Origin of the sequence: Longimycelium tulufanense, from assembly GCF_014645795.1 — a bacterium.
GTDB lineage: Bacteria > Actinomycetota > Actinomycetes > Mycobacteriales > Pseudonocardiaceae > Longimycelium > Longimycelium tulufanense.
In genome coordinates this window covers 435,536-454,056 of sequence record NZ_BMMK01000001.1, presented here as the reverse complement: position 1 = coordinate 454,056, position 18,521 = coordinate 435,536, and the positions used below count along the sequence as shown (strand labels likewise).

The window sequence follows — 18,521 nt, the reverse complement described above, 5'->3', positions numbered from 1 at the left end:
GAACAAGACCATGTCGGATCGGTTCCGCGAACAGTTCGGGCGACCCGTCCCGTTGTCCTCCCCGGACCAAACATGGCGAAGGCGGCCACGCGCATCGCGCGTGGCCGCCTTCGCCTGCCTCGGCTACCGGGGCGTCAGCCCTTGCGCTTGGCGACCTCCTCGGTCAGCTGCGGCGCGACCTGGAACAGGTCGCCCACGACGCCGAAGTCGGCGATCTCGAAGATCGGCGCCTCCGGATCCTTGTTGACCGCAATGATCGTCTTCGAGGTCTGCATGCCCGCGCGGTGCTGGATCGCGCCGGAGATGCCCAACGCGATGTACAGCTGCGGGGCCACCGTCTTACCGGTCTGGCCGACCTGGAACTGGTGCGGGTAGTAGCCGGAGTCCACGGCCGCGCGGGAGGCGCCGACCGCGGCACCGAGCACATCGGCCAGCTTCTCCACCACGGCGAAGTTCTCCGCGCTGCCGACGCCGCGGCCGCCGGAGACGACCACCGTCGCCTCGGTCAGCTCGGGGCGGTCTCCGCCCTGCACCGGCTCGCGGCCGGTGACCCGGGCCGCCGTGGCCTCCTGGACCGCGGGCACCTCGACCGCCTCCTCGACGGCCGCGCCCTGGGCCGGTTCGACCTCGATCGCGCCCGGGCGCACGGTGACCACCGGGACGCCGGTCGTCACCTGCGAGCGGACGGTGTAGCCGCCGCCGAAGACGGACTGGGTGCCGACCCCTTCGGCATCGACGTCGACGACGTCGCTGAGCAGGCCGGAGCCGAGCCGGACGGCGAGCCGGCCGGCGACCTCCTTGCCCTCGCTGCTGGCGGCGACCAGCACCGCGGCCGGGGCGGCCTTGCCGACCAGCGCGGCCAGCACGTCCACCTTGGGCGTCACCAGCACGGAGCTGGCCTGCTCGGACTCGGCCACGTACACCTTGGCGGCGCCGTGCGCGGCCAGCGCCTCCTTGACCTTCGCGGCGGTGCCCGGCGCGCCGACGACCACGGCCGCGGGCTCGCCCAGCCGGCGGGCGGCGGACAGCAGCTCGAAGGTGACCTTCTTAACCTCACCGTCGACGTGGTCGACGAGGACCAGGACCTCGGACATTGGTTTCCTCTCCCTCTCGCCGTCCCCGTCAGACGAGCTTCTGCGCGGCCAGGAACTCGGCGATCTTCACGCCGCCGTCGCCGGCGTCCTCGACCTTCTCACCGGCGGTACGCGGGGGCTTGGGCGCGGCCTCGAGCACCTTGGTGGTGGCGTTGGCCAGCCCGACCTCGGACGCGTCGATGCCGGCGTCGGCCACGGTGAGCGTGGTGACCGGCTTCTTCTTCGCGGCCATGATTCCCTTGAAGGACGGGTAACGCGGCTCGTTGATCTTCTCCGAGACGCTCACCACGGCGGGCAGGTTGGCCTCGACGAAGGCGATGCCCTCGTCGGCGGTCTCCCGCTCGATCCGGACCGTGCCGTCGGCGACCTCCACCTTGCGGGCGTGCGTCAGCGCGGGCAGGCCCAGCACCTCGGCCACCATCGCCGGCACCGCGCCGACGCGACCGTCGGTGGCCTCGTTGCCGGCCAGGACCAGGTCGACCTCGCCGACGGTGCCGATGACCCTGGCCAGGGCCTTGGCGGTCTGCACGGCGCAGGAGCCGTGCAACGCCTCGTCGGACAGGTGGACCGCCTTGTCGGCGCCCATCGACAACGCCTTGCGGATGGCGTCGGTGGCGCGGTCCGGGCCCATGCAGACGACGGTCACCTCGCCGCCGTGGGCCTCCTGGATGCGCAGGGCCTCCTCCACGGCACGCTCGTTGATCTCGTCGAGCACGGCGTCCGCGGACTCCCGGTCCAGGGTGTGGTCAGAGTCGGTCAGCTTGCGCTCGGAATAGGTGTCGGGCACCTGCTTGACCAAGACGACGATGTTCATGGGTCCCCTTCGACCTCCTGCGGACTGCGGCGCATGGCCACGGGCCTCGAATTGCGTCGACCCTGCCACGTCGCCGCCGGTAGGGCACGGTGGCGTCGACCACGCCGATGTTACTGACCAGTAGCGGGGGCGCAAACATCAGCAAGCGCCCAGACGGCGTGATGGTCCTCACCCGGGTCGGACGCTACTCGCTCCCCTCCCCGGACGGCGTCCGGCGGCATCCGGAGCAACGGGCGCAGCCCGTGCAGCACGCCACATAACCCCGAATGGGTGAAGCAGCGCCCATCGGGCAGCCGGGCGTCCACCCGCCCGGGAACCGCCGGGTGCGTGACCCCCACCCGACGGCCGACGCCGTCGCACTGCCCCGCGTCACCCGGGGAGATCCCGACAGCGGATCACCACGTTCGGCGACGCGATCTCGCCACGGGCACCCAACCTCCACCGACGTCGACCAGCGGAAATAAATACGGACGTTGGTCGAGATCCATTCATCAGAATGCGATATGTATCTGGATGGCGTTTTTCCTCGTTTTCGTCACCCTCCTGTGGTTTTATCCGTTTCGGCCGGCATCCACGCGCGCGAGCGGATCTTGCATGCCACTCGTTCCGTGGCACGCCAGGCGTTTCCCGGTCCCGGACCGCACCGAGCCCGCCACGTCAGGACTCGAACACCAGCCGCTGCAAGGAAACAGGAAGAGAAGAGGGTACGTGTCCCATCGATGGAAGGCCGCCCGCGGCGCCGCACTCCTGCTGGCGTCGTCGGTGCTGGTCGGCACAGTGTCGGGGCAGGCGCTGGCCGCCCCGACGGGCCCGAGCGAGGCGTGCAAGCGCGACGTCGGCTGCTACGCGACCGAGCAGCAGGGCAAGGACGTCGCCAAGGAGTCCTTCACCCAGGCCGAACACGACCGGATCTGGGAGCTCCAGCAGGAGCTGGAGGTCATGCGGGTTCCGGACGGTTATGTCCGGGCGTTCCGCGTGGAGGCGAAGGAAGGCGCGAACCAGATCCTGACCTACAGCCCGGACCGCGGGGTCCGGCTGTCGCAGGAGCGCGACATCTTCCTCAATTTCGGGGACACCTATCGTGCCGCGTCGTTCCTTATGCACCGCAACAAGGACGAGCGCTTCGCCAACACGGTTCTGCGACAGTTCGTCGTGCCGAAGGCCGAATACGACCGGATCCGCGGCAACGCGGTTGCGGAGCGGGACCGGGTCCCGGATCGGGCCTACCGGGTCGACACCAAGAATTTGGAGCAGTACGGGCTCCCGTCCCAGGTGACGGAGCGACTGAACAACGCCGTCGCGAACTCGGGCAACAGGCAGTTCATGGAGTTCGCGCCGAAGTACCAGGGCAGCACCTTCGACTACGGCGTGCGGCTGTTCTCCCAGCGGGGTGAGGACATCTCGCACCGGGTGCAGAAGCCGCTCATCCGGCCGTGCCGGTCGGCGGGCTGCGAGCGCAAGACCCTCGACAAGCTCGACCGCAAGAAGATCGAGACCCGTGCCAAGCAGGTGATCAGCAAGCTCGCGCAGGACGGCGACCTCCGGCGCGAGCTGCCGAGGCGGACCACGACCGGCCACGCGCACGAGGAGGTGCGCGGTGTGCTGGCCAAGAGCCGCGGCGCGCTGCACGAGATCCACGGGGCCGCGACCACGGTGGCCATGCCGCTGGCGACGGTGGCCTGGGTCGAGGACATGGCCCGGGTGTTCCGGGAGAAGAACGCCACGACGCTGGACAAGGCGGCGACGGTGAGCGAGATCGTTCCCGTGGCGGGCCAGGTGCTGGGCATGGCCGACGGGATCGCCCACCGGGACGCCGAGACCGTCGCGGTCAACGCCGTGGTCCTCGCCGCGATCGCGGTGAGCCAGGCGGTGCCGGTGGTCGGCGAGCTGGTCGACCTGGGGCTGACGGCCTACGCGGTGGTCGACGTGGTGGTCCGGCTGTTCGGCCCGGCCAGGGAGGTGCCGATCACGCAGGAGTCCTACTGGCCCGAGCTCACCTACTCGCCGAGCAAGCGCAGCGACAACCCGCATCCGCCCGAGGTGTGGCGCATGACGATCCTGAAGGCCAGGGTCGTCAAGGGCGGGGACAGCGACGGCAGCGGCCAGCTCTATGGCGGCATCACGCTGAACGGCAAGCCGATCTGGCACGTCTCGGAGGCGAACCCGGTGCGGGTCGGCGCGGGGCAGGAGTTGCCGGGCCTGGCCGAGGACCGCTCGGTCACCTCGTACTTCTTCCCGGGCAGCAAGTACCCCTTCCAGCTGAAGGCGCGGATCTGGGACTACGACCCCACCATCTTCGACGTGGACGACGTCGTGGCCGGCTCCGACGTGGAGGTCCAGGAGTTCCGCGGCAAGTCCTTCAAGGACGGTGGCGTCGGGGAGATCGGCTTCGAGACCCCCGACGGCGAGATCCGCATCACCTTCCGGCTCGACCGGGAGTACAAGGCGGCCTGACGAGGCGGCCCGACGTCAGGGGCCCGACAACGGCCTCATGACACAGTCCGGCAGGCCGGAGCGCCGGGTGACGCGGGTGCGTCACCCGGCGCCGACGCATCGAGCGGATGAGGTCGGTCACACTCACGTACTGTTTCCCCAGGTGGGCCACTGCCAGCAGGAGACCTGGGTGATACGCCATCCGGGCCCCGGCGGTTAGGTTCCCCGCACCGGGGGGCCGCAGCTCCCCCGATGTCGTGTCGTCAACCGTCGAGGTCGTCCGATGCAGTCGCCCGAGGAAGTGTCCGACCGGATGTCCCAGGTCGAGGGGATGGGGCCGGCTGCCGACAGCGCCCCCGGGCTGCCGCTCACCGGCGAGCGGACCGTGCCCGGGATTCCCGAGGAGAATTACTGGTTCCGCCGGCACGAGGCGGCCTACGAAGCGCTGCTCCCGCACTGCGTGGCGGCCGACGTGCTGGAAGCCGGATGCGGTGAGGGCTACGGCGCCGCGTTGATCTCCACGGTTGCCTCCAGCGTTCTCGCGCTGGACTACGACGAGCTGACGGCCCGGCACGTGGCCCGCCGGTACCCCCGGCTGCACGTGGTACGCGGCAACCTGGCCCAGTTGCCGCTTCCTGCCGCCGCCGTGGACGTGGTGGCCAACCTCCAGGTGATCGAGCACCTCTGGGACCAGGAAGGTTTCCTGCGGGAGTGCGCGCGGGTGCTCCGTCCCGGCGGCAAGCTGCTGGTCACCACCCCGAACCGCATCACGTTCTCCCCGGGCCGGGACACGCCGCTCAACCCGTTCCACACCAGGGAGCTTTCCCCGGCGGAGCTGGACGAGCTGCTGCGCGCGGCAGGCTTCACCGTCGAGCGGCTGGCGGGCCTGCACCACGGCCCGCGGCTGCGCGAGGTGGACGGGCGGCACGGCGGCTCGCTGATCGACGCGCAGGTCGCGGTCGCGGTGGCCGGCGGCGACTGGCCGGCCGACCTGCTCGCGGACGTGGCCGCGGTGACCGCCGCCGACTTCGCGATCGAGGAGCGCGACCTGGACGCGAGCCTGGACCTCGTCGCCGTGGCGGTGCGCCGGTGAGCCGCGAGCCCCTGGGCAGCTTCTGCCTGGTACTGCACAGCCACCTGCCCTGGCTGGCGCACCACGGCTCGTGGCCGGTCGGCGAGGAGTGGCTGTACCAGGCGTGGGCGAACTCCTACCTGCCCGTCGTCGGACTGCTGGAGCGAATGGCCGACCGGGGCCAACGCGACGTGCTCACGCTCGGGGTCACCCCGGTGCTGGCGGCGCAGATGGACGACCCGTACTGCCTGCGCGCCTTCCACCACTGGCTCGGCACCTGGCAGGTGCGCTCGCACTATGCGGCGACCCGCTGGGGTGGCCGGTGGAAGGCGGAGCCCGCGTTGCGCGAGCTGGCCGCGGCCGAGCACCGGCGGGCGACCGCCGCGTTGGAGAGCTTCGAGTCGCGGTGGCGGCACGGGTTCTCGCCGGTGTTGCGGCCCTTGGTGGACGCCGGGGTCGTGGAGCTGTTGGGCGGGCCGGCGACACACCCGTTCCAACCGTTGCTGGACGAGCGGGTGCGCGCGTTCGCCCTGCACACCGGCTTGGCCGACACCACGCTGCGGCTGGGGACGCGCCCGGCCGGGATCTGGGCGCCCGAATGTGGCTACGCGCCCGGCATGGAGCGGGGTTATGCCGCCGCGGGCGTGCGGCGCTTCCTGGTCGATGGGCCGGCGTTGCGGGGCGAGACGGCCTTCGCGCGTCCCGTCGGCTCCTCCGACGTGGTGTGCTTCGGCCGCGACCTGGAGGTGACCTATCGCGTCTGGTCGCCCAAGACAAGCTATCCGGGTGACCCCGCATATCGCGACTTCCACACGTTCGACCATCCCTCCGGCCTGAAGCCGGCGCGGGTGACCGGCAGGAAGGTGCCGCCGGAGCAGAAGAGACCGTACGAGCCGGCGTTGGCCGAGGCGGCTTTGCGCCGTCACGTGGCGGATTTCGTCGACGTCGTGGTGCGGCGGCTGAAGGATCTGGCGGAGCGGCACGGGCGGCCCGGTCTCGTGGTGTCGGCTTACGACACCGAGCTGTATGGCCACTGGTGGTACGAGGGGCCGGCGTGGCTGGAGGCGGTGCTGACCGCGCTTCCCGCGGCGGGCGTGCGGGTGACCACGCTCGCCGGAGCACTGGCCGCCGGGCACCTCGGAGCGCCGGTCGACCTGCCGGCGTCGTCCTGGGGTTCGGGCAAGGACTGGCGGGTGTGGGACGGCGAGCAGGTCTCCGAACTGGTGGCGGCCGGTGAACAGGTGCAGCGCCGCCTGTTGTCCACAGTGGACAAGTTCCGGCACCCGTTGCGGGATCCGGTGTTGGACCAGGTGGCTCGGGAGGCGTTGCTGGCGTTGTCCAGCGACTGGGCCTTCATGGTTACCAAGGACTCGGCGGCCGGCTACGCCCGCGAGCGGGCCGCCCGGCACGCGACGCGTTTCGAGCGGCTCACCGACCTGCTGTGGGCGGACCGGCGGGCCGAGGCCGAGGAGCTGGCGCACCGCTGGCGCACGGAGGACGGCCCGTTTGGCCAGCTCGATGCCAGGCTGCTCTGACGGGGCTGGCCGATCCTCGGTTGGCCCCGCCCGTGGTCGCTCAGCCGCCGGGTCTCAGACAGGCCAGGTCGGCGATCCGGCCGGCGTGGGTCATGGCGTGCACGACGGCGAGCGGGCGGTCGTCGTCGTTCTCGGCGAAGACGGCCAGCGCCGTCGCCGGGCTCGTGGTGAGTACCTGCACGCTCGCCGGCGTGCTGGCGAGCGTGCGCAGCTCCGCCAGGGCGGCGCGGCGGGTGAACTCCGGATCGAGGTGCTCGGCGATGGCGTCGTCGTCCCCAGCGCGGAGGCGGTCGAGGAGTCCGAGGAGCGCCGCGCGGGGCGCCGGGAAGGTGGGCAGCGGGGTGCCGGCCTCGCCCAGCACCTCCTCCACCCGGCCGAGCGCCTGCATCGCCCGGGGGACGCCGGCGTACGCGGCGCTGGCCACCAACAACTCGACGACCTCGGCGGGGGCCAGGCCGGCGGCGAGGCCGATGCGCACCTGCAGGAGCAGGGGTGTCTCGGTGCATCCGGCGGCGATGGTGGCGGCCAGCGCGGCGGCCTCCCGGGTCCGCGGGTCGAGCACGTGACGGTGGTGCAGGTGCCCGTAGACGGTGCCGACGGCCAGCTCCCCCAGGGCCGGGGCGGCGCGGAAGATCGTGTCGAGGCGTTCCTCGCCGTCCGGCACGAGGTGGGCGAACGTCTTGCGTCCGCGTTGGTGCAGCTCGTCGAGGCTCATCGTTCCTCCCCGGCTGGCGGGTCTGGGACCAGCCTGGGCCGGTGGCCGGCCCCCGGCAACGCGGCGCCAGGGCCGGGAGCGGCCGGTCGCGGGGTCGGGCCCGGGATCACCCCGCCAGGCGAAGAGGTCACTCCGGTGGGGCTGGAAAGGTACCCACGAGTAACCTTTGCGGCTGTGCTGCGAGGATGGCGTTCCTGATGCGCGTCTTGATGCTGTCGTGGGAGTACCCGCCGGTCGTGGTCGGCGGACTCGGCCGGCACGTGCACGCCCTGGCGGTGCGGCTCGTCCGGCAGGGGCACGAGGTGGTCGTGCTGTGCCGGCAGCCGGCCGGGAGCGACGCGGGCACGCACCCGGAGTCGGACGAGATGGTCGAGGGCGTCCGGCTGATCCGGGTCGCCGAGGACCCGCCGCACCTGACCTTCGAGCGGGACCTGGTGGCCTGGACGCTGGGCATGGGGCACGCCATGGTGCGGGCCGGGCTGGACCTGCTGCGCGGGTGGCGGCCGGACGTGGTGCACGCGCACGACTGGCTGGTCACCCATCCGGCGATCGCGCTGGCGGACGCCGCCGAGGTGCCGCTGGTCGCCACGATCCACGCCACCGAGGCCGGCCGGCACTCCGGATGGCTGTCGCACCCGCTCAACCAGCAGATTCACTCCGTGGAGTGGTGGTTGGCGAACCGGGCGGACGCGTTGATCACCTGCTCGGCGGCGATGCGGGACGAGGTCGCCCACCTGTTCGAGGTGGACGCCGAGGCGATCAGCGTGCTGCACAACGGCATCGAGTCCCGGCGGTGGCGGGTGCGGGCGGCCGACGTGGCCGAGGCGCGCGGCCGATACGGCCGGGGTGGTCCGCTGCTGTTGTTCTTCGGCCGGCTGGAGTGGGAGAAGGGGGTCCAGGACCTCATCGCCGCGTTGCCGCGGGTGCGGCGCACGCACCCGGACACGACCGTGGTGGTGGCGGGCAAGGGCACCCAGTCGGGTTGGCTGGCCGAGCAGGCCCGCAGGCACCGGGTCGCGCGGGCGGTCAAGTTCGCCGGGCACGTCTCGGACCACGAGTTGGCCGCGCTGCTGGCCGCGGCGGACGCCGTCGTGCTGCCCAGCCGCTACGAGCCGTTCGGGATCGTCGCCCTGGAGGCGGCGGCCGCGGGCGCGCCGCTGGTGGCCTCCACCGCCGGCGGCCTGGGTGACCTGGTGGTGGACGGGGAGACCGGGTTGGCGTTCCCGCCCGGGGACGTACCCGCGTTGACCGCGGCGGTGCAGGCGGTGCTGGATGACCCGGTGGCGGCCAAGCGGCGGGCCCGCGCGGCCAAGGCGCGATTGGCGACCGACTTCGACTGGGACACGATCGCGGAGGACACCGCGGCCATCTACGCGTCGGCACGCCGGCACCCGGCCCCCACCCTGGCCCGCCCGAAGATCCCCTCCGGCAACATCTTCGGCGTCTGACGGCGGTTTCCCTCTCGGCGACCGGCTATGGATCTGTCGATTCGGCGACGATGTTGTCCGGTTCGTCGAGCCAAACCGCCTGACTTCGCGCAGTAACGGTGATCCCGTACCTGTCGAAGGCAGGCTTACCCAGCGCGGACCAGTTCCGGTAGGCGGTCTCGATCTCGTCCCACAGCCGGCGCGGCCCGTGCTGGCGGACGGTTCGGGCACCCGGCTCGGCGTCGTAGCTGGCCACCGCCCAGCTCGGGCCGGTGGGATCGACGAACCACAGCTCGTGTTTCCCGTCGTGTTCGATGTGGTTCCAGGCGCAGGAGGGCACGGCCACGGATACCGCCCAGTGTGCGTCCCAGGTTTCGACCGTGCGCCACACCTTCAGGGTGGTGGTACTCGTATCGGCGGCCGGGGTGAGCTCGATGTCGCGGATCTCGGGTCGATCGCGCCGGTGCTGGCGGAGCGGCATGAATCCAAGCCGGCCCACGAATCGGCCGGTGGCGGTGCCGTCTGTGTGGACGGTGAGCGACACCAGTGGCCCGCCGCGGGCAAGATCGGTGCGCAACGGCGTGACGATGCGTCCTCCGGCTCGGGTCTGGGCAATCCAGGCATACGGCAGACGGCCGAGGGCGACCGCGGCAGTGGCGATGACGCGATCGAACGGTGCCCGTGGCGGGTAGCCATTCGCGCCGTCGCCGGTGACGACAGTGACCGGGTAACCCGCGGTTTCCAGTGCTCGGCGGGCATGCTCGGCGAGGGCCGGCTGCCAAACGCGCAGATTCACGGCGGTTACCTCCACTTCTGATCAGGTGGAGGTGACGCTAGAAACGATCAGTGCCCGAGTTTTGCCTCTGTGGCAACGTCCCCTGGACGGGTTAGACAGCAAGGCCGGCGCGATAGGCCATTCCCCGTAGTTCCCGTCCCAGGGCGTCGCGCCTGGCCTTTGCGACCAGTTCTGCAAGGACCGATCGCATGAACGGGTGGCGATGAACGCGCGCCGGGGAGATCTGTTCCGCCTTACGCAACGCCACCACCGCAGCGTCCTGCTGTCGCGGGAGCCGGGCGAGCGCACGCCCGTACTCGCGCCAGTAGGCTGATCGCCGTGTCGGTGACGGCAGGTCTGCCGGGTTGATCATGCGTGCGATCTCGGCGGCCTGTGCGTGTTCTCCCACTTCCAGCGCCACGGACATACGCCAGACCCCGACATTGCTCGGGCCGAACCCGAACCAGAGGGCATTTCCCTCCCCGGTCCGCTCCGCGAGGTCGGTCGCGAATTCCAGCGCCGTCACCTGTTCGGCACGGTCGCCCCTGGCCGCGGCCACCAGCGACGAGGTCAATGCGAGCATTCCCTTGACCTGCATCGCCTCGGAGGTGTTGGTTCCCAGTTCGGCGGCCGACAGCGTCGCAGCAGCGAGATCGAAACCGCCGGCGCTCATCAGCCCGAACGCCGTGCCGAAGGCGCTCACCGCCCGCGCAAGTGGATCCTCGGCCCGTTCGGCCGCCTGCTGCGCGAGGCTGACGGCTTGCCAGGCGAGGTCAGGGCCGGCTCCGACATCTCCCAGCCACGCCTGAGTGCCCTGGATGTGGGTCAGAACGAGCAACCGGGATACCGTTCGCTCGTCCCGGCCCGCGTTCAGGGTCGTGTGGAGGTCCCGAATCAATCCGGGCAGCGCCGCACCGACAGCGGCATACCGACAGTCCCGCTGGGCGGCCATGATCTGATCCACTCGCGCGGACAGCGCGGAAACTTGGAGCGCCTTTCCCCTGGGTTCCCCCATGGCCACCGACAGCAAAGCGAGGCGGACGTCGTTGACCAAGCCGTCCTCATCCAGCTCCCCCGGAGGAACCATAGCCACGCTGGTGATCTCGGTCGGGGCGACGTCGAGTGCGCGGGCGAGGGCCACGATCAGGGATCGGCGGTCGAGGGCGCGCTCACCGGTCTCCAGCCGGGAGAGGTAGCTGGTGGAGATCCCGGCCAGACCCGCGACCACGGCGAGGGACTTTCCGCGTGCCTGGCGGATCTGGCGCAGCCTGCGGCCGATGTGCTGGTCGTGCCCGTCCATCCCGACCCTCACCTTCCGCCGAGACACCCGCACCGACGGTACCGACGGGGTGTCCCACCCGAAAGAGTGTGTCGTGGTGTCGCGAAGTCCTCAGTCATCGAGCGTCTTGTTCAGGGCCTCCGCAGCCTTGCGAGCCATGTCGGCGACCGCGGCGTCGCGGCGTGCCCGTTCTTCGGCAGCGGCGGCGTAGTCGGCCTTGCGGTTGCGCACGACGCGGGCCGGTGAGCCGACGGCGATGCTGTAGTCGGGGACGTCCCCCCGGACCACCGCGTGCGCGCCCAGCACGCAGCCGCGGCCGACGCGGGTACCGCGCAGCACCGACACCTTCGTGCCCAGCCAGCAGTCCGGGCCGATGCGGACCGGCGTCTTGACGATGCCCTGGTCCTTGATGGGGCGGTTGATGTCGGCGGTGACGTGGTCGAAGTCGCAGATGTACACCCAGTCCGCGACCAGGGTCGACGAGCCGATCTCCACGTCCAGGTAGCAGTTGACGGTGTTGTCCTTGCCGAACACGACCTTGTCGCCGATGCGGAGCGACCCCTCGTGGCAGCGGATGGCGTTGCCGTCGCCGATGTGCACCCAACGGCCGATCTCCAGCCGCCCATATCCCGGCCGGCAGTGGATCTCCACCCGCCTGCCGAGGAACACCATGCCCCGCAGGACCACGTGCGGGTTCCTCAGCCGGAACCAGAACAGCCGCCAGTACCGGACCAGGTACCAGGGCGTGAACGCCCGGTTCCGCAGCACCCACCGCAGGGACCGCACGGTCAGGAACCGCACCCGCTGCGGGTCCCGCCGGGCTCGCCGCCAGGACCACCACCGGTCCGCGAGCGGAGCCCCCCACATGCTCGTCATGTCGCAGAACTGTAAGCACCGTTCGTGTTGGCCGGCCCGCCAACACCGCCAAACACAAAAAGTATTCGCAAAACTACCCTGGGTAGTAGTCCGGGGCAGGTCACGCGGGCGCGTGACGGTCGAGGCAGGATTGGGGCCGTGGCACCTTCGATCACCGTCGTGGGCAGTGTGAACCTCGACCTCGTCGCGGGCGTGGACGCCCTCCCGCGGCCCGGGGAGACGTTGAGCGCGACCCGGTTCGAGCGGGCGCCCGGCGGCAAGGGCGCGAACCAGGCGCTCGCGGCTCGCCGGCTGGGAGCCGACGTCGCCCTGATCGGCCGCGTCGGCGACGACCCGCTGGCCGCGCCAGCCCTGGCTCTACTCCGGGACGCCGGGGTCCACCTGGATCACGTGTCTACTGTGGACGACTCGACCGGCGTCGCGCTGATCGAGGTCGACGACGCCGGGGACACCACCATCGTGGTCGTGCCCGGCGCCAACGCGTACGTCACGGCCACCCCCGACCAGCTCTCCGGCGCCGACGCCGTGCTCACGGTGCTGGAGGTGCCCGAAGAGGCCATCGTCGCGGCCGCCGAGCACGCGCCGGGCTTCTTCGCCCTCAACGCCGCGCCGGCCCGGCCGGTACCCCGCGCCGTCCTGGAGCGCGCCGACCTCATCGTGGTCAACCGGGCGGAGTACGAGGGCGTGCCCGGGGTGAAGAGGGCCAGGACGGTCGCGGTCACCCTCGGCGCCGAGGGTGCGGTACTGCTGCGGGACGGCCGGGAGGTCGCCCGGGCGATGCCCCCGAAGGTCAACGCGGTCGACGGCACCGGCGCGGGCGACGCGTTCACGGCCGCCCTCGTGCTGAGCCTGCTGGAGGGTCGCGGTGACGAGGAGGCGTTGCGCCGCGCGTGCGCCGTGGGGGCCCTGACCGCGACCCGACACGGTGCCCAGCCGGCATTGCCCACACTCGCCGAGGTCGAGGAGGTGCTCGCGCGATGAGCCCGACCCCGCTGGTGATCGACACCGATCCCGGCATCGACGACGCGTTCGCCATCGCCCTGGCCGCGGCGAGCCCGGAAGTGGAGCTGACCGCCGTCACCACGGTGTTCGGCAACGTCGGCCTGGACACGACGACCCAGAACGCGCTCCGAGTACTCGCGTTGTGCGGCAAGGAGAACGTGCCCGTGGCCACGGGCGCGGACCGCCCGCTGGTGCACCCGCAACCGCACCGAGCATCGCACGTGCACGGGGAAGACGGTCTCGGTGGCCGGTCGACGCTGCTTCCCCTCCCCGTCCGCGGGCCCGATCCGCGGCGTGCCGTCGGGTTACTCGCCGAGGTGTTGCAGGCCGCGAGCCAGCCGGTGGTGATCGCACCGATCGGCCCGCTGACGAACATCGCGCTCCTGCTGGCCAGCCACCCCGAACTGAAGCCGAAGATCGCCCGGCTGGTGATCATGGGCGGCGGCCTGGCCACCGGCAACATCTCCTCCACGGCGGAGTTCAACATCTGGAGCGACCCGGAGGCCGCGCGGCGCGTGCTCGTCGAGGAGGACGTCCCCACCGTCCTGGTCCCGATCGACGTCACCTACCGCTGCGCGGTGGAGCCGGCATGGCTGGACGAGCTGGCCGACTCCGGACCCGTTGGTGCCAGCCTCGTCGCGTTGACCGCGCCCTACCGGGCCCAGTACCAGGCGACCCTGGGCCGGGACGCACTGGTGCTGCACGACGCGGTCGCCCTCGCCGAGGCCGTCCAGCCGGGAATCCTGCGCTGCCAGCGAATGTTCGTGGAAGTCGAGTGCGGCCCGGGACCGGCCCGCGGGATGACGATCGGCGACCGCCGACGGTCGGCCCTGTCGCGCGAGGGCAGGGAAATCGACGTCGCACTCGACGCCGACCTCGACGCCCTCCGCGACTTCATGCTCCACCGCCTCTGCGGCAAGGAGTGAGCACAACGGGCAGGCGCTCGTCGGACTCATCGGTCCGTACAGCGCCTGCCCGTGTCGCCGGTCTGGTTTCACGCCGTCTGGACGGCTACCGGGCGCCTCCAAACCATCCGCTCTGGTCGTGCCCGGATCACGCTACGGCTCGGTTCGGAAAGCACGCCCGTCACAGGCGGGTCTCCACCACCGCGGCGAGCGCGACCCCGGCGGAACAGCGAACGCTGAGCTGAACCTTGCCTCCGGGCGGCAGGCCGGTCCAGGGGCCGACCGCGTCGGCCCCCACGCTGCACTTGGCGCGTAGCCGGACCTTCACGGCAACGGTGAGGCGGTTCTCGCAGTTGGCGCGCGCGGTGGGCCCGTCCAAAACGACGGTGCACGATACGTTCACCGGGGCGGCCTGAGGTGCGGTCGGGGTTCCTGTCTGCTGGGCCATTCCGACCCCACCGAGTCCGATCATGCCCAGTGCCGTGAGGGCAAGGATGAGCAACCGCCGCATGGGACCTCCTTCACTGTGGACAGGACGCCCCCAACGTCACCCACCCGTCGTTCACTGTCCATCCGCCGGACGGCGATCGGACGCGCCGACCGTACAGCGGCCGACCCCGCACCACCCATGCACAGGGAGTTCCGGCAGCCGGCCCGACAACGGGGCCGGAAGTCGCCAGGCGCCGAACATCGTGGCGTTGGCGGCACCGATGCGGGCTCGGTGCCGGGGAGATCGGAGGCGCCGCTCCGATCGTCGCCGTCCGGTGGTTCCGGGTGACGACGCCCGATGCGACCGGGCACCGAACCGGTCCAGCACCCCGCAGAACATGAAACGTATTCAGATTTATCCGAAAACCGGTTACGGTTCGACCAACGTCGAGTGATGCCGGTCACTCGACGTTCGGCCCTACCCCCTGCCACAGAAGGGCTGCCGTCATGTCGAACCGTGCACCCGGGTGGTTACGTGCCGCCCTCGTCCTGACCACGTTCACCCTCACCGCGTTCGGTCTGGCCACCGTGCCGTCGACCGCCGCGGCCGTAACGGAACCGTCCGCGATCAAGCCTCTTCCCCCGGACCTGGAGGAGATCCGGCGGGCCGAGGCGACGGCGTTGTACGGGAGTCCGGAGATCCGGCCGATCGGGCAACGCAGGACCGCGATCACGACGCTGGGCGACAGCGAGATTTCCGGCGAGGGCGCCGGGAACTACGAGCCCGGCACGCACGGCCCGGACAACTGGTGCGACCGCTCGCGGGACGCCGCCGTGCACCGCACCGGTATCCCGGTGGACCTGACCCTCAACCTCGCCTGTTCCGGTGCGCGCAGCGACCACCTCGTGTACGGCAGCGGGCAGCGCCAGTACAACGAGCTCAACCAGGGCGACAACCTCGCCATCAAGGCCCGCAACACCAGGCTGAAGCTGGTCTGGGTCGTCGTCAGCGCCAACGACCACGACGGCGTCGAGTTCGGGCCGGTCGTGACCGACTGCGTGCAGCGGCGGGTGTTCTTCCGGGGCAACTGCTGGCCGGACTACACCAACGGTTGGCAGGAGCGGGTGACCAACTCCCGCGCCGGTGCGGAGCGGGTGATCCGCGGTATCCGGCAGACCATGCGCGATGCCGGCTACACCGACACCGACTACGAACTCGTGCTGATGAGCTACCCCAGCCCGGCCAGTCCCGACGTCGAGGACAACCCCGACTTCCCGGGTTGGTACCGGGGTGGCTGCCTGGCCTACCTGAAGGACGCCGCGTTCGCACGCAACAAGGCGGTACCGCTGTTCGCCCAGGCGATTCGGCAGGCTGCCGAGAACACCGGCGTTCGGTACCTGGACGCCAGCCGGCTGTTCGACGGGCACGAGATCTGCACCGACAACACCTGGGCCCGCGGTCTCCACATCGAGAACGGCAACATACTCGACCCGAACGCGGTCCGGCAGTCGTTCCACCCCAACTTCCGCGGGCACGGTGCGTTCGCGGAGTGCATGGCCGCCTTCCACAACCGTCCACAGTGGCCACAGGCCACGTGTTTCGACCCGGCCAGCACCGGGAGCACGGTCCTCACCGAGGGGCTGCTGGAGTTCCGTCAGCTACGGAACCCGGCGACCGGTCTGTGCGCCGACGGCGAGGGCTACAACAGCCGCAACCACACGAAGTTGCTGTCCTGGGACTGTCACGGCGGTCGGAACCAGGCGTTCTGGTACGACGCCCAGCGCCAGTCCGTGCACGTGGAGTTGAGCCATGACCGGTGCATTGACGTCCCCAACCAGAACTTCGCACCAGGACAACGGGTCCAGTTGTGGAACTGCAACGGGACAGCGGCCCAGCGGTGGCTGGTGAACGGCGGGCAGCTGCGGCCCGCGGCCAGCCCGCAGCTGTGTCTGACGGCCAACGCAGGCCGTGGATCCGGCGTGGTGCTGACGCCCTGCGAAGGCGGGACCACCCAACGCTGGGCATGGGAAACCCGTCCCCGCCTGAGCGGCTACGGCTACAACGACTGGATCCCGTCCCGTGCGTACTAACGTCCTCCTCGCGCTGACACTCGTCGTCGGCCTGCTGGCACCGCCCGGTGGCCAGCAGGCCGGTGCCGAGCCGCTGAACCCGTTCCGGTACCTGACCGACGAGCAAGGTCGTGCCCTGGTGCTGCACGGCCTCAACAACGGTCACAGCTCCAAGGAATCCGTCGACGCGATGCCCTGGACGGGTCGGGAGGACATCGCGGCCGAAGCACACCGGCTCGGCTCGAACGCGGTGCGGCTGCTGATGTTCTGGGCCAAGGTCGAGCCGGCACCCGGTCGGTACGACGAGTCGTACCTCAGCGCTCTCGCCGAGCGCGCGCGGTGGTACGGCGAGCAGGGAATGCACGTCATTCTCGATATGCACCAGGACACCTGGGGACCGGCCGTCGCCGGGCACTCGCCCAACAACGGCGCACCGGAGTGGGCGACCTTCTTCGACGGCCTGCCGGCAACGTCGCGGCAGCCGTGGGAACTGACCTATCTCGAGCCCGGCGTCATCCGTGCCTTCGACCACTTCTGGGGCACCACGGGGAAACATCCCGAGCTACGACAACGGTTCGCCGCCATGTGGCGACACGTGGCACAGCGGTTCGCCCGGGAGCCGGCGATACTTGCCTACGACCTGTTCAACGAACCTTTCGGGGGCACGAGCGTGTGGCCGTGGTTCGAGCGGCACCGGCTCACGCCGTTCTACCAGGAGGTCATCGCGGCCATCCGCGAGGTCGACCAACACCGGTGGATCGTGGTGGAGCCACAGGCGCTCGGCGGGAACTGGGGATGGACCTCCACCCTGGGCACGCTGGACGATCCCCGGCCCGGCGAGTCGCGACTGGTGTACTCGCCGCACCTGTACCCGATCCTCGTCACCGTCGGGCAGCCCTACACCGGGGCCACGAGGTCGCTCACCCGCGCCGTCCTCGAGAAGTGGCGGCGCGCCAACCAGGAGGTGGCACGCCGGCTCGATGCTCCTCTGCTCCTCGGTGAGTTCGGCTTGAACGCCACGGTCCCGGGGGCGCTCGACTACGTCGACGACGTGACGGCGATGACGGATCGCATGGGCATCGGGTGGCTCTACTGGTCCAACGATCCCGGCGGGTGGGGACCCTATGCGCCACCGCTCGGTGACGGGCGAAGCGAGCATCGCCAGCAGCAAGGTGCGCAGCGAAGCCCGGAGACGAGCAATCCGACACTGCTCGGTGACGGGCGAAGCGAGCATCGCCACGCGGCGACGAGACGCGCAGCGAAGCCCGGAGACGAGCAATCCAACGAAGGTGGGTGGGCTCCCCTGGCCGACCACCTCGCCCGCCCCTACCCGAGGGCCATCGCCGGCGAGCCGGTGCGGTGGGGATTCGCCGACGGGACACTAAAAATTGAATTTCGAACGAAGTCGGGGGTCGCCGGACCGACAGAGCTTTTCCTGCCCCGAGGAGCGTTCCCCGCGACGCCAACGGTGAACTGCAGCACGCCCTGCGAGGTGTCGTGGGACGGCGGTCGCCGCGTCGCCGCCGTTCACCTGGGTGAGCCGACCACCCCGGGGATACCCGTGACGATCACCGCCCGTGGCGAGAGATAACCGGATCAGGGAGACGCCCACCGCATACCACCAGCCATACGAGTGATTTTCACGTTTTACCCGACCGGTCGACTGTTGCGAGCAATTCTCACTTCCTACCGTGGTTCGTGATCACCGTCCACGGGAAGGAGCGGAGGGTGTCCCGCGCAACCGGTCCGCGAGCCAATCTGCCGGCCGGAAGGCAGGACGCCCGGATGTTCCACCCGCTCGGCGGCGCGGTGGCTGGGTGAGGTGTCACGTGCTCGGGCGAGCCCGTGGCCCGCGGGGCGCCGTGGTGGGTACGGCGCTCCCCGCCGGCGCGACGGGGTACCCCTTACCCCTCGCTGCCGCGACCGCGCTGGTCGAGCGGCGCATGGACCGGATCGTGGTCGGGGACGGAGGCGCGGTCTGGTGAACGCCTCGGCCACGATCCGGGCCTCGCCCATGACGAGGTGCGGCCGACGAGTTGAGACCTGGAACTGCGTTTCACACCCGCGGGCACCGGAGCGGCTGGAGCTGGATCTC

At 70.7% G+C, this 18,521-nt stretch carries 16 protein-coding genes; 9 read left to right on the top strand and 7 right to left on the bottom strand.

Annotated elements, in window-relative coordinates; all coding sequences use genetic code 11:
- Window positions 1-134: 134 nt before the first annotated feature.
- Complete coding sequence (locus IEY55_RS01945; RefSeq protein ID WP_189053164.1) at window positions 135-1,094, bottom strand: electron transfer flavoprotein subunit alpha/FixB family protein; 960 nt, start codon at window positions 1,092-1,094, stop codon at window positions 135-137.
- Window positions 1,095-1,122: 28 nt separating this feature from the next.
- Window positions 1,123-1,908: an electron transfer flavoprotein subunit beta/FixA family protein gene (locus tag IEY55_RS01940; protein WP_189053162.1), complete on the bottom strand. Its 786-nt coding sequence runs from the start codon at window positions 1,906-1,908 to the stop codon at window positions 1,123-1,125.
- Window positions 1,909-2,616: 708 nt separating this feature from the next.
- On the opposite strand from IEY55_RS01940, the gene IEY55_RS01935 reads away from it, so the two are divergent.
- The 3 genes from IEY55_RS01935 to IEY55_RS01925 all read left to right on the top strand — a co-directional run bounded on the left by IEY55_RS01935 (window position 2,617) and on the right by IEY55_RS01925 (window position 6,948).
- The gene (locus tag IEY55_RS01935) at window positions 2,617-4,362 is read left to right on the top strand and encodes a hypothetical protein (RefSeq protein WP_189053160.1); all 1,746 of its coding nucleotides are present in this window, start codon (window positions 2,617-2,619) and stop codon (window positions 4,360-4,362) included.
- Between the two features lie 310 nt (window positions 4,363-4,672).
- Window positions 4,673-5,434, top strand: coding sequence for a class I SAM-dependent methyltransferase (locus IEY55_RS01930; RefSeq protein WP_189053352.1), 762 nt, complete (start codon window positions 4,673-4,675; stop codon window positions 5,432-5,434).
- Complete coding sequence (locus IEY55_RS01925; RefSeq protein ID WP_189053158.1) at window positions 5,431-6,948, top strand: 1,4-alpha-glucan branching protein domain-containing protein; 1,518 nt, start codon at window positions 5,431-5,433, stop codon at window positions 6,946-6,948. Before IEY55_RS01930 ends, IEY55_RS01925 begins: the two co-directional genes overlap by 4 nt.
- Window positions 6,949-6,988: 40 nt before the next feature.
- Here the strand turns inward: IEY55_RS01925 and IEY55_RS01920 are convergent, their stop codons facing one another.
- The gene (locus IEY55_RS01920; RefSeq protein WP_189053156.1) at window positions 6,989-7,663 is read right to left on the bottom strand and encodes a carboxymuconolactone decarboxylase family protein; all 675 of its coding nucleotides are present in this window, start codon (window positions 7,661-7,663) and stop codon (window positions 6,989-6,991) included.
- A gap of 197 nt (window positions 7,664-7,860) precedes the next feature.
- On the opposite strand from IEY55_RS01920, the gene IEY55_RS01915 reads away from it, so the two are divergent.
- A complete protein-coding gene (locus IEY55_RS01915; RefSeq protein ID WP_189053154.1) occupies window positions 7,861-9,111 on the top strand; it encodes a glycosyltransferase family 4 protein in 1,251 nt (416 codons plus the stop codon).
- 25 nt (window positions 9,112-9,136) lie between these two features.
- Here the strand turns inward: IEY55_RS01915 and IEY55_RS01910 are convergent, their stop codons facing one another.
- The 3 genes from IEY55_RS01910 to IEY55_RS01900 all read right to left on the bottom strand — a co-directional run bounded on the left by IEY55_RS01910 (window position 9,137) and on the right by IEY55_RS01900 (window position 12,020).
- Window positions 9,137-9,886, bottom strand: a complete 750-nt coding sequence (locus tag IEY55_RS01910; RefSeq protein ID WP_189053152.1) for a protein-L-isoaspartate O-methyltransferase family protein — start codon at window positions 9,884-9,886, stop codon at window positions 9,137-9,139.
- 91 nt (window positions 9,887-9,977) lie between these two features.
- The gene (locus tag IEY55_RS01905) at window positions 9,978-11,165 is read right to left on the bottom strand and encodes a helix-turn-helix domain-containing protein (RefSeq protein WP_189053151.1); all 1,188 of its coding nucleotides are present in this window, start codon (window positions 11,163-11,165) and stop codon (window positions 9,978-9,980) included.
- A gap of 90 nt (window positions 11,166-11,255) precedes the next feature.
- A complete protein-coding gene (locus IEY55_RS01900) occupies window positions 11,256-12,020 on the bottom strand; it encodes an acyltransferase (protein WP_189053149.1) in 765 nt (254 codons plus the stop codon).
- Window positions 12,021-12,158: 138 nt separating this feature from the next.
- Between IEY55_RS01900 and IEY55_RS01895 the strand changes: the two genes are divergently transcribed.
- Window positions 12,159-13,001, top strand: coding sequence for a ribokinase (locus tag IEY55_RS01895; RefSeq protein WP_189053147.1), 843 nt, complete (start codon window positions 12,159-12,161; stop codon window positions 12,999-13,001).
- A complete protein-coding gene (locus IEY55_RS01890; RefSeq protein WP_189053145.1) occupies window positions 12,998-13,948 on the top strand; it encodes a nucleoside hydrolase in 951 nt (316 codons plus the stop codon). Before IEY55_RS01895 ends, IEY55_RS01890 begins: the two co-directional genes overlap by 4 nt.
- Before the next feature lie 160 nt (window positions 13,949-14,108).
- Here the strand turns inward: IEY55_RS01890 and IEY55_RS01885 are convergent, their stop codons facing one another.
- On the bottom strand, window positions 14,109-14,438 hold the full coding sequence (locus IEY55_RS01885; protein ID WP_189053143.1) for a hypothetical protein: 330 nt from the start codon (window positions 14,436-14,438) through the stop codon (window positions 14,109-14,111).
- Window positions 14,439-14,863: 425 nt separating this feature from the next.
- Here IEY55_RS01885 and IEY55_RS01880 point away from each other — a divergent pair, with 425 nt between their 5' ends.
- The 3 genes from IEY55_RS01880 to IEY55_RS01870 all read left to right on the top strand — a co-directional run bounded on the left by IEY55_RS01880 (window position 14,864) and on the right by IEY55_RS01870 (window position 18,411).
- Complete coding sequence (locus IEY55_RS01880; RefSeq protein ID WP_189053141.1) at window positions 14,864-16,447, top strand: ricin-type beta-trefoil lectin domain protein; 1,584 nt, start codon at window positions 14,864-14,866, stop codon at window positions 16,445-16,447.
- Window positions 16,437-18,017, top strand: coding sequence for a cellulase family glycosylhydrolase (locus IEY55_RS01875; protein ID WP_189053139.1), 1,581 nt, complete (start codon window positions 16,437-16,439; stop codon window positions 18,015-18,017). The genes IEY55_RS01880 and IEY55_RS01875 overlap by 11 nt, the downstream gene beginning before the upstream one ends.
- Before the next feature lie 238 nt (window positions 18,018-18,255).
- Window positions 18,256-18,411, top strand: coding sequence for a hypothetical protein (locus IEY55_RS01870; RefSeq protein WP_189053137.1), 156 nt, complete (start codon window positions 18,256-18,258; stop codon window positions 18,409-18,411).
- Window positions 18,412-18,521: the final 110 nt, after the last annotated feature.